The organism is Mycobacterium sp. ITM-2016-00316 (genome assembly GCF_002968335.2).
In the GTDB taxonomy this organism is placed as follows: Bacteria; Actinomycetota; Actinomycetes; order Mycobacteriales; family Mycobacteriaceae; genus Mycobacterium.
In genome coordinates, this window is sequence record NZ_CP134398.1 from 1,142,460 (window position 1) to 1,155,618 (window position 13,159).

Genomic DNA, 13,159 nt, shown 5'->3' on the forward strand with positions numbered 1-13,159 from the left:
ACCACCTTGGGTGTGGAAGCGGGGGCGCTGAACGATGCGCCCAGGCAGAGAATCTGCCGTCGGTACGAGATCAGTCAGCTCGTGGGGGACCGGCACCGCTCCGCTGACTGAAAGGATGCACATGAAGAAAATGACCGTGACCCGAGTAACCGCCGGTGCCGCCCTTGGTAGCGCTCTTCTCCTGTTCGGAGGGGCCGCAGCGGCCAACGCCGAGCCCGGCGACGGCCGCGTGGACCTCGCCATCGGCACGGCCGGTGTCCTCACCGGTGTGCCGATCGAGACGGCCACCCAGATCGCCGCAGGCGTCTGCGACAGCGATGCCACCACGATCTCCACCGTCGCCGAGAGTGTCGACGCCAGTGGCACGCAGCAGAGCGTGTGCAACAACGACATCGGCGCCGTCGACTTCCGGCAGAACACCGCGACCGTCGAGGACGGTACCTCCGGTGTCATCGATGCGCCCGGCACCGCAGAGGGTGCTTCCTTCTCCGAGGAGCCCGTGACGGAGACCGAGGTGCCGGCACCGGATGACGTGACCGGCGACGAGGAGCCCACCACCACGACCACGACGCCTGTCCCCGCACCCGTCGGGTAGCGAGATCAGGTCGAACAGCAGCACCACCCACCGCCCGTACCCGACAGGGTGCGGGCGGTGGTCCGTTCGGGGCACGATCGGGTATCGGTTGGGCGCCGAGACGGCCTCAGGGGTTGTCAGTTGGCTCTTTGGGCGTCCTGTGTGAGAAATTTGTGGGCATGGCTCGACTGTTCGGCACCGACGGCGTGCGCGGAGTCGCCAACCTCGACCTGACCGCCGAGTTGGCGCTCGCTCTGGGCGCAGCCGCTGCGCGGCGGCTGGGCTCGTCGGGCGGCGCCCGGCGCAGGTTCGCCGTGGTGGGCCGCGATCCACGCGCCAGCGGCGAGATGCTGGAGGCCGCGGTCATCGCCGGGCTGACCAGTGAGGGCATCGATGCGCTGCGCGTCGGAGTGCTTCCCACTCCCGCAGTGGCGTACTTGACCAGCGCCTATGACGCCGATTTCGGCATCATGATCTCCGCGTCACACAATCCGATGCCCGATAACGGCATCAAGATCTTCGGCCCCGGCGGGCACAAGCTCGACGACGCCACCGAGGACCGCATCGATGAGTTGTTGACCTCTGGTCCGGGTGTCCGTCCCCTGGGTGGCGGCATCGGGCGGGTCGTGGATGCCGAGGACGCCCTGGACCGCTATCTGCGCCACGTCGCCAAGGCCGTCACCGCCCGGCTGGACGGCATCAAGGTGGTGGTCGACTGCGCCAACGGCGCGGCCTATACCGCCGCGCCGCTGGCCTACAGGGCGGCGGGTGCCGAGGTCATCACCCTGAACGCCGAGCCCAACGGTCTCAACATCAACGACGGCTGCGGTTCCACCCATATGGAGCAGTTACAGCAGGCGGTGCTTGCTCATGGCGCCGACCTGGGCCTGGCTCACGACGGTGACGCCGACCGGTGCCTGGCCGTGGACGCGCGCGGTGAGCTCATCGACGGGGACGCCATCATGGTGATGATGGCGCTGGCCATGCAGGAAGCCGGGGAACTGGCCTCGGACACCCTGGTCGCCACCGTGATGAGCAATCTGGGGCTGCACCTGGCGATGCGGGCGGCCGGTATCGAGGTCCGCACCACCGCGGTCGGCGACCGGTATGTGCTCGAGGAACTGCGGGCCGGCGAGTTCTCGCTGGGTGGTGAGCAGTCCGGCCATATCGTGCTGCCGAGCTTTGGCACCACCGGTGACGGGATCGTCACCGGACTGCGGTTGATGTCGCGGATGGCGCACACCGGTTCGACGCTGGCCGAGCTGTGTGCGCCGATGCAGACGTTGCCGCAGGTATTGATCAATGTCGCGGTGGCGGACAAGACGACCGTCGCCCAGGCGGCCACGGTGCGGACCGCGGTCGCCGCGGCCGAGGCCGAGCTCGGTGACACCGGCCGGATCCTGCTGCGCCCCTCGGGAACCGAGCAGGTGGTTCGGGTCATGGTGGAAGCCGCCGACGCCGACACCGCTCGCCAGCTCGCGGTGCGGGTCGCCGAATCGGTCAGCCGGCAGAACTAGTTTCGCCGGGAGGGAACCGAACCGGGCGCCGCTGCGTCCAATCTGGGTATGGGACTCACCGATTCAGCCCGGATGGATGTCGCCGCGGTACTCGATATCGCGCACCGCTACGACGATGCCGCCGATCAGGTGGATGGCGCGTGGCAGCGCTGCCAGAGTGCGCTGGCCTTCACCGGTGCGCGGGCCGGCCGGGAGTACACCGACGCGGGAGCCCAGGTGCGCCGGTCTGTCGAGCACGCGATCGGCGCACTGCATGGCTGGTCAGGTAGCTCTCGTGAGATCGCTGCGCAACTCCGGGTTTCCGCCGAGGATTATGCGCAGATCGATGACCGCGCGGCCCGCCGGATCGGATGAACGGCATGCTTGCCGCGGGAGCGCCCGCGGCCGAGGTGATGACCGAGTATGTGCGGGCCTGCCGCCGGCTCGGGCATTCGGTGCCGGAGCCGGCACACCTGCACGCCGCCTACACCGCTGAGGAGGGACTGGATCTCCAAGCGCTCGACGACGACCGCCGCACGCTGTCGGAAGCGCTCGCCGCGGCCGAGGCGGCACTGGTGCTGCAGGAACAGGCCCGACGCGCGCTGGCCGCGGTGTGGCGGGGCGCCGGGGCCGTGGCGGCGGTCGATCACCTTGTGCGCCATACCGAAACGGCGGCTACCGTCGTCGACGGACTGCGCGCCAGCGTGGCCGCGCTCGGTGAGTTGCGAAACCACCTGTGGCAGTTGATCGATGCCAAGGTCGACAGCACCCAGGGCATCGAGGCGCGCGGGACGAGAGCCGAGTGGCTGAGCGCGGCCCGCACCGTCACGACCGGTGCCGGGGATCGGGCCGCCGCCAGTGAAATGGTGGACATGCACGTCGCGCCGTTCGTGGCCAACGATATCGCCCTCGACTGGGCTTCCACGATGCGCGACACCGAGACGGCGATCCGGCAGGCGTACCGAGATGCGGCCGCCGCCATCGCTTCGCAGGCAACGGTTGTCTTCGACCGTCCCGGTCTGTCCGGGACCATCCCTGTTGCCGCCGAACCAGATTCCGCGCCTGCAGCTCGTGCCTCGGTGGCGCCGGCCGGCTTCGTTGCAGGTCCGGCACCTGCGGATGCTGCGCCCGCGCAGATCCCGGTCGGGCCGACCGTTGCCCCGGCCGCGCTGCCTGTGGCCGCTACCGCCACCCCGCCGCCGCCCCCACCGCCGCCGGTGGCCGATCCGATGGCTGCGGCACCCATGGCGTCGGGCGCGTCGCCGCTCGGTTCGGGCATGTCGGGTCTATCGGGTCTCGGACAGTCCTTCGCCGACATGCTGGGCGGACTGTTGGGTTCCGATGGTGGGCTCGGTGAAAGTCTGGGCGCCGCCGGTGAACTGGATTCCCTCGCCGACGATGAGCCGGAGGCCGACGAACTGGACGGTCTGACCGAGCGGGACCCCGACGACGAGGACGACGAGGACGACGAAGACCCGGAGGACGCGGAACCGCCTGCGGAAGAGGGGGCCGCCGAAGAGCCGGTCGAGCAGGCGGAGGCCGAAGCGCCGGCGGAACCCGTTGCACCCGTTGCGGTGCCACCGGAACCGGTGGTGCCGACACCGGTCCCCGAGCCGTTGGCCGATCCGGCGGTGGCGGCGCCCGCCGAGCCGGTACCGGCCGACACGCCGTGCGAGATCGCGGCCGACGAGCTGCCCCAAGCCGGTCCCTGAGCTAGGAACTGCGGGTGAAACGCAAAATCGACGAGATGGTCGTTGCCAAGAGGTCTGGCGTGACCATTTCGTCGATTTTGATCGAAGGACTGTTAGCGCGAGCCGGTGCGCGCCGTTCCGGAACCGCTGCGGCGCTGTCCGCCGCGACCGCCACTGGAGCGACCGCCGCCGGTGTGGCCCGAACCCGCCGCACCGGTGCCGCCGGCACGCTGCGGCCTGCGGCGCCGTCCGGGCTGCTGCGCGGTGCGCGCCGGGGGTTCCGGGGTGTCGATCACGAGACCGCCGGTGAAGGACCGCTCGCCGGGGGCGATCTCCAGCAGCACCGGGTGTGAGGCGCCGCTGAACTTGGTGATGGTCGGCTTGACGCCGGCCTTGCGGGTCAGCACCCGCACATCGGCGACCTGGTCGTCGACCATGAGGGTCACCACGGTGCCATCGTTGCCGGCACGCGCGGTACGCCCGGACCGGTGCAGGTAGGCCTTGTGCTCGACCGGCGGGTCGGCGTGCACCACCAGGTTGACATCGTCGACGTGGATACCGCGCGCGGCAATATCGGTGGCGACAAGCACCGAGGCGGAGCCATCGGAGAATGCCCCGAGGTTGCGGGTACGGGCGTTCTGGGAAAGGTTGCCGTGCAGTTCGACTGCCGACACACCGCGTGAATTCAGCTTGCGGGCAAGGCCTTTTGCGCCGTACTTGGTGCGGGCGAACACGATGGTGCGCCCGGGTGAGGCGGCCAGGTCGGCCAGCACGTCGAATCGCGCTGCGCCGTCGACGTGCAGGACGTGGTGGATCAGTGTGGAGACCGGTGAATTCTCGGAGTCCACGCTGTGCACGATCGGGTTGCGCAGGTAGCGCTGGACCAGCACGTCGACGCCGCCGTCGAGGGTGGCCGAGAACAGCAGCCGCTGGCAGTCGCGCGGGGTGCGGTCGAGCAGGCGCTTCACCGGGGGCAGGAAGCCGAGGTCGGCCATGTGGTCGGCCTCGTCGAGCACGGTGATCTGCACTGCGGACAGGTCGGCGTGACCGGACTTCACGTGGTCTTCCAGGCGGCCGGGGCAGGCGATGACGATATCGACACCGTCACGCAGCTTCTGGATCTGCGGGCCGGCGCTGACGCCACCGAAGACGGTCACCGAACGCAGGCCGGTGGCCTTGGCCAACGGTGCGAGCGACGCGTCGATCTGGGTGGCCAGTTCGCGGGTCGGGGCCAGGATCAGCGCGCGTGGCTGACCGGAACGCCGCGGGGTGGCCGAGGCGGCCAGACGGGCGACGACCGGAAGCAGGAATGCGTAGGTCTTGCCGGATCCGGTGCGACCGCGGCCGAGCACATCGCGGCCGGCCAGCGAATCGGGAAGTGTCGCGGACTGGATGGGGAAGGGGGACTCGATGCCAGCGGCAGTGAGTGTGGTGACAACGGCTTCGGGCAGGCCGAAGTCGGCAAACGTAGACAAGAATGCTCCATGGATAGGAATGGTCGTCCTGCCCGGCGCGGATGGTTCCCGCGGCTCTCGGTGTGACGATCGAGCAGGGCTCAAGAAATGGCCCTGGCGAAGCGGCAAAAGGCAGAACAGACGATGCCGCTGTGGTCCACGATACCCAAGGAACCCGTTTGGCCCTAACTATGAGGCGAGCGTCACCAATTCCTCGGTGAATCGCACGGCCTCGGCGTCGTCGGTGGCCAGCGGATGGACCAGCATCGTCGTCACGCCGGCCTCCTTGTAGGCGGCCAAGCGCTCCTTGACAAATCCGCGTGGGCCGACCAGCGACACGTGCCGCACCAGTTCGTCGGGCACCGCGGCGATTGCCTCGTCCTTCTTGCCCGCCAGGAACAGCTCCTGGATGTGGTCGGCCACCTCACCGAACCCGTACCGGGTGGCCAGATTGTGGTAGAAGTTCTTGCCCTTTGCGCCCATGCCGCCGATGTACAGCGCCAGTTGGGGTTTGGCCCAGGCCAGCCGATCCTCGACGTCATCGCCGATCGCGAGGCTGGCGCTGACCATGATGTCCAGCGGGCCCCGGGCGGGATCGCGCTTGGCGTAGCCGGCCCGCAGTGCGTCGCCCCACACTTCGTCGGCCTTCTCGGGGTAGAAGAACACCGGCTGCCAGCCCTCGGCGATTTCTGCGGTCAGTTCAACGTTTTTCGGCCCCAGTGCCGCGATGGTGATCGGGATATTCTCCCGCACAGGGTGATTGATGAGGCGCAGCGGTTTGCCAAGGCCGGTGCCACGGCCCTCGGGCAGCGGGATCTGGTAGTGCTTGCCCTCGTAGTTCACCTTCTCGCGGCGCCAGACCTGGCGGCAGATGTCGACGACCTCGCGGGTGCGGCCCATCGGGGCGTCGAACGGGACGCCGTGGAAGCCCTCCATGACCTGGGGGCCCGAGGTGCCGATGCCGAGCCGGAAACGTCCGTCGGAGACGTAGTCCAGGCCGGCCGCGGTCATCGCCAGCAGGGTCGGGGTGCGCACATAGATCGGTACGACGCCGGATCCGAGTTCGATCGTCGAGGTCTTGGCGGCCAGGTACCCGAGCTGGCTGATGGCGTCATAGGAATACGCCTCGGCCACCAGCGCGATGTCGACGCCGACCTTTTCCAGTTCGACGACCTGCTCGACGGCCTGTTTGAAGCCGCCCGCGTAGCTGAGGAAGATTCCTGTGCGCATGAAAGAGTTATATCACCAACCGGTTGGTTGGTGATACTGCGAGAGGGTCAGCCCTTCAGCAGCGCGACGACCTTGTCCTCCAACGAGGGCTGCACGGCCTCGGGGTCGGGCGCGACCGTCTTGGGCAGCACCGCCTCCGGATCGGCGAAATCGCGGTAGTCCTTGTCGCCGGTCAGGACGTACAACAGATAGCCGGTCAACAGCGCGCGAGTCGCCTTCTGGGTGCCCTTGTCGGCACCGGGCAGGCCGACCGCCTTGGCCAACCGGCGTCCCTCGATGAGCCCGCCGGCCTCGGCCTTGGCCACGGTGCGCAGAATCGCGCCCGGCCAGGCGCGTGCCAGCGCGTCGGCATTGGATTTCAGCGCCGTGGTGTCGGCCGGCGCCCGCAGGATCAGGCCGGGCAGGGTCAGCGCGGCGGCCGGCTGCTCGGCGGGTGGGCTGGTGACCGCGGGATAGAGCGCCGCAGCGGCCCTCAGCTGGGACCCCAGGCCGGCGGCGGTGAACACCGCGGCCGATCCGCCGAAGCCGTGACCGACGACGCCCAGCTTGGCGGGGTGCACGCTGATCTTGCCGGGCCCCAGCCGCACCCCGGCGATGATGTCCAAGGTGGTGCCCAGGTCGACGGCCAGATTGAGTGCCGACGGCGCCAGCGAGCGTTCGGTGTCGGGTGCCGCCGCGACGATGCCCCAGGACGCCAGGTGCTCCAGGGTGCCCGCATAACGGTCGGCGGCGGCCAGCCAGTCGTGGCCGAATGCCACGCCCGGCAGGCTCAGGCCCGACTCGGGGGTGTAGACGACGCCGGGCTGGCCGGCGAAAGCGAGGTCTCCGCGCAGGACACGGTGCGGTCCGCGCCGGGTCAGAGCAGCGAAGAGTTTCTTCGTCTTGGCCACGGATAGGACCCTAGTCGACGCCGGCCGCCCGGCGCGCCGACCGGGTGGTTCGGCGCCGGCGACTGTGTCGATGAGCACGGTGCCTTCGCGCGAAGCGGGGCTCGGGCGGCCGCTGCACTACCCTGGGACCCTATGTGTGGAATCGTCGGCTATGTCGGGCAGCGCCCCGCCTGCGAGGTCGTCGTCGATGCGCTGCGGCGGATGGAATACCGCGGTTACGACTCTTCCGGGGTGGCCTTACTCGACGGCGCCGGTGGGCTCACCGTGCAGCGGCGGGCGGGCCGGTTGGCCAATCTGGAAGAGGCACTCAAGGACGCCGGACCCGGTGACCTGGGCGGGACGACCGGTATGGGGCACACCCGGTGGGCCACGCACGGACGCCCCACCGACCGCAATGCGCACCCGCACCGCGATGCCAGCGGCAAGTTCGCCGTCGTGCACAACGGCATCATCGAGAACTTCGCGGTCCTGCGCGGTGAGCTGGAGACTGCGGGCGTCGAGTTCGCCAGCGACACCGACTCCGAGGTCGCGGTGCACCTCGTCGCGCAGGCCTACCGCGCCGGGGACACCGCCGGCGATTTCGTTGGCTCCGTGCTGTCGGTGCTGCGACGGTTGGAGGGCCATTTCACCCTGGTGTTCGCCTTCGCCGACGAACCGGGCACCATCGTGGCCGCGCGTCGCTCCACCCCGCTGGTGGTCGGTGTCGGGGACGGCGAGATGTTCATCGGCTCCGATGTGGCGGCGTTCATCGAATACACCCGTGAGGCAGTCGAACTCGGCCAGGACCAGGCCGTGGTCATCACCTCCGACGGGTACGAGATCTACAACTTCGCCGGCGACCGTGACGACGTGCATGCCCGGCCTTTTCATATCGACTGGGACCTCTCGGCCGCCGAAAAGGGTGGCTACGAGTACTTCATGCTCAAGGAGATCGCCGAGCAGCCCGCCGCCGTGGCCGACACCCTGCTCGGCCATTTCGTGGACGGCCGGATCGTGCTCGACGAACAGCGGCTCTCCGATCAGGAGCTACGCGAGGTCGACAAGGTCTTCATCGTCGCCTGCGGCACCGCCTACCACTCCGGCATGCTGGCCAAGTACGCAATCGAGCACTGGACGCGGTTGCCCGTCGAGGTGGAGCTCGCCAGCGAATTCCGATACCGCGACCCGGTTCTGGACCGCAGCACACTGGTGATCGCCATCTCGCAGTCGGGGGAGACCGCCGACACGCTGGAGGCCGTGCGGCACGCCAAGGAGCAGAAGGCCAAGGTGCTGGCCATCTGCAACACCAACGGCAGCCAGATCCCCCGCGAGGCCGACGCGGTGCTCTATACCCGCGCCGGACCGGAGATCGGCGTGGCGTCGACCAAGACGTTCCTGGCGCAGCTGACCGCGAACTATCTGGTCGGGCTGGCGCTGGCGCAGGCCCGCGGCACCAAGTACGCCGACGAGGTGGCCCGCGAATACCACGACCTCGAGGCCATGGCCGATCAGGTGGCACGCGTGCTGACCTGCATGGAGCCGGTGACCGCGCTGGCGCAGCGTTTCGCGCACGCCTCCGCGGTGCTGTTCCTGGGCCGCCACGTCGGCTACCCGGTGGCGCTGGAGGGTGCGCTCAAACTCAAGGAACTCGCCTACATGCACGCCGAGGGGTTCGCCGCCGGTGAGCTCAAGCACGGGCCGATCGCGCTGATCGAGGATGACCTGCCGGTCATCGTGGTGATGCCCTCGCCCAAGAGTGCGGCCATGTTGCATTCCAAGCTGCTGAGCAACATCCGCGAGATCCAGGCCCGTGGCGCGGTCACGATCGTCATTGCCGAGGAGGGCGACGACACCGTGGCGCCCTACGCCGATCACTTGATCGAGATCCCCGCGGTGTCAACGCTTTTCCAGCCGTTGCTCTCGACCATCCCCATGCAGGTGTTCGCCGCCGGCGTGGCGCAGGCGCGGGGTTACGACGTGGACAAGCCGCGCAACCTGGCCAAGTCGGTCACCGTCGAGTAGCCGCTCAGCCGGCCCGCCTGGCCCATTCGCTCGGCGGGACGCCGAACTGGCGTCGGAAGGCGCGGTTGAAGGTGCCTGGGTCGGCGAAGCCGCTGGCGCGGGCGGCGTGGCTCACCGAGGAGCCCTGGGAGATTAGCGCACTCGCGAGTTCCAGTCGCTGCGTGCGGATCTCCATCGCCGGCGAGCGACCGTCCGCTGCCAACACCTGTTGGACGGTGCGCAACGAGAGATGGAACTCGGCGGCCAGCCTGGCCGCCGTGAAATCAGGGTCACGGAATCGGGTTCGCACATGTGCGAGCAGCCGTGCCCGTAACTCCGTGCGTGCGGGCTCGTTGCCGATGCCGGACGGGCGGGCCGCCAGTCGTTCCGTCGCATCGGCGAACGCGAGCAGTCGGGTGCCGTCGGTCCCCAATGGTCTCGCCGACCAGGTGACGGGGATGGGTTGCCCGGCCCGGGAGATGAACCATTCGTGTGCCGTCACGCCGGGGGAACCGCAACCATCGAGGATCGGACAGGTTTGCGACGGGTAGCGGGAGCCGTCGGGGTGCCACTCGTGCAGGGTGTCGTGGCTGGGTGCGCCGATCACGTCATCGTCGGACCGGTAGCCGAGCATGCTCAGAGCTGCCTGATTCGCCAGCGCCACTGTGCCGTCGGGGCCGATCACCCACAGCGGGGTCGGCGCGACATCGAGAGCCGCCGACAGCGTCCCGACATCGAGCGGCCGCGCGCCGAGATTCGTCTGGTTGACCATGCTCCCACCTGGCTGCCGATGATGAGCCGAGGCTAGGCGCAAGGCGTTTCGAGGTGTTTCTCCGTTCGTTACGACGCGGTTAAACGACGCCCGGGCAGCGCCGCACTGCGCAAAACGCCGGATTCCGTGCGTCTTCTGCCATGGGCATGGCGCCGCCGACGCGGTGATATGGAGCCAGAGCAACCCCACCCCGCAATTCACGGAAGGAACCCGCGCATGGTCTACGACCCCGCCTCACCCGTCATCACCGAGATCGAACAACGGCGTTCGGCAACCGGGATCAGCTGGCAGAAGCTGGCCGAGCACATCGACCGACCGCTGGTGTGGACGGTGGCGGCTCTGCTGGGCAGCCATCCGATGCCGGCCAAGGAAGCCGTCGCGGCCGGCGACCTGCTCGACCTCAGCCCCGAAACCGTTGCCGCACTGCAGCGGCAGCCCTACCGGACCGCCGATCCTGCGCTGCAGACCGACCCGACGATCTACCGGTTCGTGGAGCTCATCAACGTCTACGGACCGGCCTTCAAGGCGTTGATCCATGAGGAGTTCGGCGACGGCATCATGAGCGCGATCAACTGCAACGTCTCGTTCGAGCGGCGCGCGGATCCCGGTGGAGACCGCGTCGTCGTGACCATCGACGGCAAGTTCCTGCCCTACCAGTGGTGAATCCCACCGAAAGGAATCAGCCCATGTCCTATGTCAAACCCGCCGAGCTCGCCATCCGGATCATCGATGCCGGCGAGTCCAAGGTGTTCATGTCCACCCGTGACACGCTCATCCGGTCCTTCATGGCCGGCGCGATCCTGGCCCTCGCCGCGGCCTTCGCGGTGACGATCTCGGTCAAGACGGGGGAGCCACTGCTGGGCGCGGTGCTCTTCCCGGTCGGCTTCTGCATGCTGCACCTCCTCGGATTCGATCTTCTGACAGCGGTTTTCACGCTGGTGCCGCTGGCCTGGCTGGACAAGCGCCCGGGTGTGACGCTCAAGCCGATGCTGCGCAACTGGGGCCTGGTGTTCGTCGGCAACCTGCTCGGCGCGCTCACCGTCGCGGTGTTCATGGCGGTCTACTTCACCTACGGGTTCAGTGTCGAACCGGATGCCGTCGGTCAGGCGATCGGGGACATCGGTGCGGGGCGGACGGTCGGCTACGCCGAGCACGGCGCCGCCGGGATGCTGACGTTGTTCCTGCGCGGCGTCATGTGCAACTGGATGGTGTCGATGGGTGTGGTCGGAGCGATGATGTCGGACAGCTTGCCCGGCAAGGTGATCGCGATGTGGATGCCCATCATGGTCTTCTTCTATCTCGGATTCGAGCACTCGATCGTGAACATGTTCCTGTTCCCGTCGGGTCTGCTGCTCGGCGGTGAGTTCACCGTCGTCGACTATCTGCTGTGGAACGAGATCCCGACCGTATTGGGCAATCTGGTGGGTGGGCTGGCGTTCGTCGGGCTGGTCATCTACGCGACGCACGGTCGGACCGCGCCGTCGCGACCGCGTCCGGGGGATCTTGTCTCGGTGGACCAGGTTCCGGTGCCGAGCAAGATCTGATCGCGGGCGGACTCGCGGTCGTGGCACGCATCCCGGCCGCGAGTCGGACCGTGCCTGATCTGGTGGCGGCGGCGCTGCAGACGTTCTTCGATTCACGTGTCGGTGGGTCGACGTAGAATCGCACACATGTTCGAGGATCGGGGTGCTACTGCTCACCTCGATGGTGCGCGCGATCAGCTGCGCGCCGAGCGGATGGCGGTTGCTCTCAAGGTGATCGAGGCCGGCCGGTTCGCGCTGGCCAGGATGGCCGAGCTGGGGCACGCGTTCGAGGACCTCATCGTCGATGACTGGGAACTGGCCGCCGCCGAACTGGGTGCCGAACTCGGGATCAGCCGCGGCCGGGCCTGCACCCTGATCACTCAGGGCCGCGATCTGCTCACCCGGCTGCCGGCGTTCACCGACATCTTGGCCACCGGCACCGTGGACCTTCGCGTCCTGCGCGTCATCCTGCACCGCACCGCCCTGATCACCGATCCCGACGTCCTGTCGGTCCTCGACGCGCAGCTGGCCCAGGCGGCACCGGCATGGAACGCGCGCTCGGATGAGCGCATCACCGAACTGGTCGACTGGATGGTCCTCGACATCGATCCCGAGGCGGTGCGCCGCGCCCGCGCATCGCGGCGTGCGCGCGCCATCACGGTCGAACCCGTCGGGGACGGGATGGTCGAGATCCACGGGCGCGTCGATGCCGCCAAGGGCGCGGTCTTCGATCAGCGCCTCGATGAACTGGCCCGCACCACCTGCCCCGATGACCCCCGCACCTTCGATGAGCGCCGTGCCGATGCCATCGATCTGCCGGCCCTGGGTGTGACCGCGTTGCCGTGTGAGTGCGGTCGCGACACCTGCGCTGCCGCCGGTACCGAGGCACCCGTCGGCCATATCGTCCTTCACCTGCATGGTGACCGTGACACTGTCGAGGGCCGCTCGGATCGTCCGGCCCTGCTGCCCGGGTATGGGCCGATTCCGGCCGAGCAGGTCCGCAGGATGGCCCCGCGGGCCGAGGTTCGGCCGGTGCCGGTGGCGGCCGATCTGGGAACCGAGGGTGGTTACCAGCCATCGCGCACGCTCGCCGAGTTCATCGCCTGCCGTGATCTGACGTGTCGCTGGCCCGGCTGCAACGTCCCGGTTGCGCGCTGCGATATCGACCACAGCACTCCGTGGCCCTACGGCCCGACCCATCCGTCCAACACGAAGCTGTATTGCCGAATCCATCACTTGATCAAGACTTTTCACTGCGGCGCGGGCGGTTGGCGCGATCAGCAGCATCCCGACGGGACCATCACGATCACCGCACCCAACGGCCGGGTGTACACGACCAAGCCCGACGGCGCTCTGTACTTCCCACAGTTCGCGGTGCGCACGGCTGAACTGGGGCCGATCACGATGCCGCCGCCGAGCCCGCATCGCGAACTCGCCGCCCCCCAACGCACCCGCACCCGGGCGCAGAACCTCGCCTACCGAATAGCCCACGAACGAGCGCTCAACCGTGCGGACTACGAGGCCAACCCACCGCCTTTCTGAAAGACGA

At 68.5% G+C, this 13,159-nt stretch carries 12 protein-coding genes; 8 read left to right on the top strand and 4 right to left on the bottom strand.

The features are described from left to right. Positions 1-121: 121 nt before the first annotated feature. From C6A86_RS05505 to C6A86_RS05520, 4 genes are all read left to right on the top strand, one after another. Positions 122-595 carry a hypothetical protein gene (locus C6A86_RS05505; protein WP_105362422.1) on the top strand — a complete coding sequence of 158 codons (474 nt, stop codon included), beginning with the start codon at positions 122-124 and terminating at the stop codon, positions 593-595. Between the two features lie 158 nt (positions 596-753). After that, complete coding sequence (gene glmM, locus C6A86_RS05510; RefSeq protein WP_105362423.1) at positions 754-2,091, top strand: phosphoglucosamine mutase; 1,338 nt, start codon at positions 754-756, stop codon at positions 2,089-2,091. A 48-nt stretch (positions 2,092-2,139) separates the two neighbouring features. Continuing rightward, the gene (locus C6A86_RS05515) at positions 2,140-2,445 is read left to right on the top strand and encodes a type VII secretion target (RefSeq protein WP_105362424.1); all 306 of its coding nucleotides are present in this window, start codon (positions 2,140-2,142) and stop codon (positions 2,443-2,445) included. Between the two features lie 5 nt (positions 2,446-2,450). After that, a complete protein-coding gene (locus C6A86_RS05520) occupies positions 2,451-3,782 on the top strand; it encodes a hypothetical protein (protein ID WP_311101049.1) in 1,332 nt (443 codons plus the stop codon). A gap of 92 nt (positions 3,783-3,874) precedes the next feature. Here C6A86_RS05520 and C6A86_RS05525 read toward each other — a convergent pair whose 3' ends face one another. From C6A86_RS05525 to C6A86_RS05535, 3 genes are all read right to left on the bottom strand, one after another. Continuing rightward, positions 3,875-5,236 carry a DEAD/DEAH box helicase gene (locus C6A86_RS05525; RefSeq protein WP_105361826.1) on the bottom strand — a complete coding sequence of 454 codons (1,362 nt, stop codon included), beginning with the start codon at positions 5,234-5,236 and terminating at the stop codon, positions 3,875-3,877. Between the two features lie 168 nt (positions 5,237-5,404). Next, positions 5,405-6,445 carry an LLM class F420-dependent oxidoreductase gene (locus tag C6A86_RS05530; RefSeq protein ID WP_105361827.1) on the bottom strand — a complete coding sequence of 347 codons (1,041 nt, stop codon included), beginning with the start codon at positions 6,443-6,445 and terminating at the stop codon, positions 5,405-5,407. A 47-nt stretch (positions 6,446-6,492) separates the two neighbouring features. Next, positions 6,493-7,335: a dienelactone hydrolase family protein gene (locus C6A86_RS05535; protein WP_105361828.1), complete on the bottom strand. Its 843-nt coding sequence runs from the start codon at positions 7,333-7,335 to the stop codon at positions 6,493-6,495. A gap of 132 nt (positions 7,336-7,467) precedes the next feature. Between C6A86_RS05535 and glmS the strand changes: the two genes are divergently transcribed. Further along, entirely contained in the window at positions 7,468-9,336 is a 1,869-nt protein-coding gene (gene glmS, locus C6A86_RS05540) for a glutamine--fructose-6-phosphate transaminase (isomerizing) (protein WP_105361829.1), read from the top strand. A gap of 4 nt (positions 9,337-9,340) precedes the next feature. Here the strand turns inward: glmS and C6A86_RS05545 are convergent, their stop codons facing one another. Beyond that, positions 9,341-10,087, bottom strand: coding sequence for a helix-turn-helix domain-containing protein (locus C6A86_RS05545; RefSeq protein ID WP_105361830.1), 747 nt, complete (start codon positions 10,085-10,087; stop codon positions 9,341-9,343). Positions 10,088-10,303: 216 nt separating this feature from the next. On the opposite strand from C6A86_RS05545, the gene cynS reads away from it, so the two are divergent. From cynS to C6A86_RS05560, 3 genes are all read left to right on the top strand, one after another. Continuing rightward, positions 10,304-10,750, top strand: coding sequence for a cyanase (gene cynS / locus C6A86_RS05550; RefSeq protein WP_105361831.1), 447 nt, complete (start codon positions 10,304-10,306; stop codon positions 10,748-10,750). Positions 10,751-10,773: 23 nt separating this feature from the next. Continuing rightward, on the top strand, positions 10,774-11,631 hold the full coding sequence (locus C6A86_RS05555; protein ID WP_105361832.1) for a formate/nitrite transporter family protein: 858 nt from the start codon (positions 10,774-10,776) through the stop codon (positions 11,629-11,631). Between the two features lie 126 nt (positions 11,632-11,757). Further along, positions 11,758-13,152, top strand: coding sequence for a DUF222 domain-containing protein (locus C6A86_RS05560; RefSeq protein WP_311101050.1), 1,395 nt, complete (start codon positions 11,758-11,760; stop codon positions 13,150-13,152). The last annotated feature ends 7 nt before the right edge of the window (positions 13,153-13,159 follow it).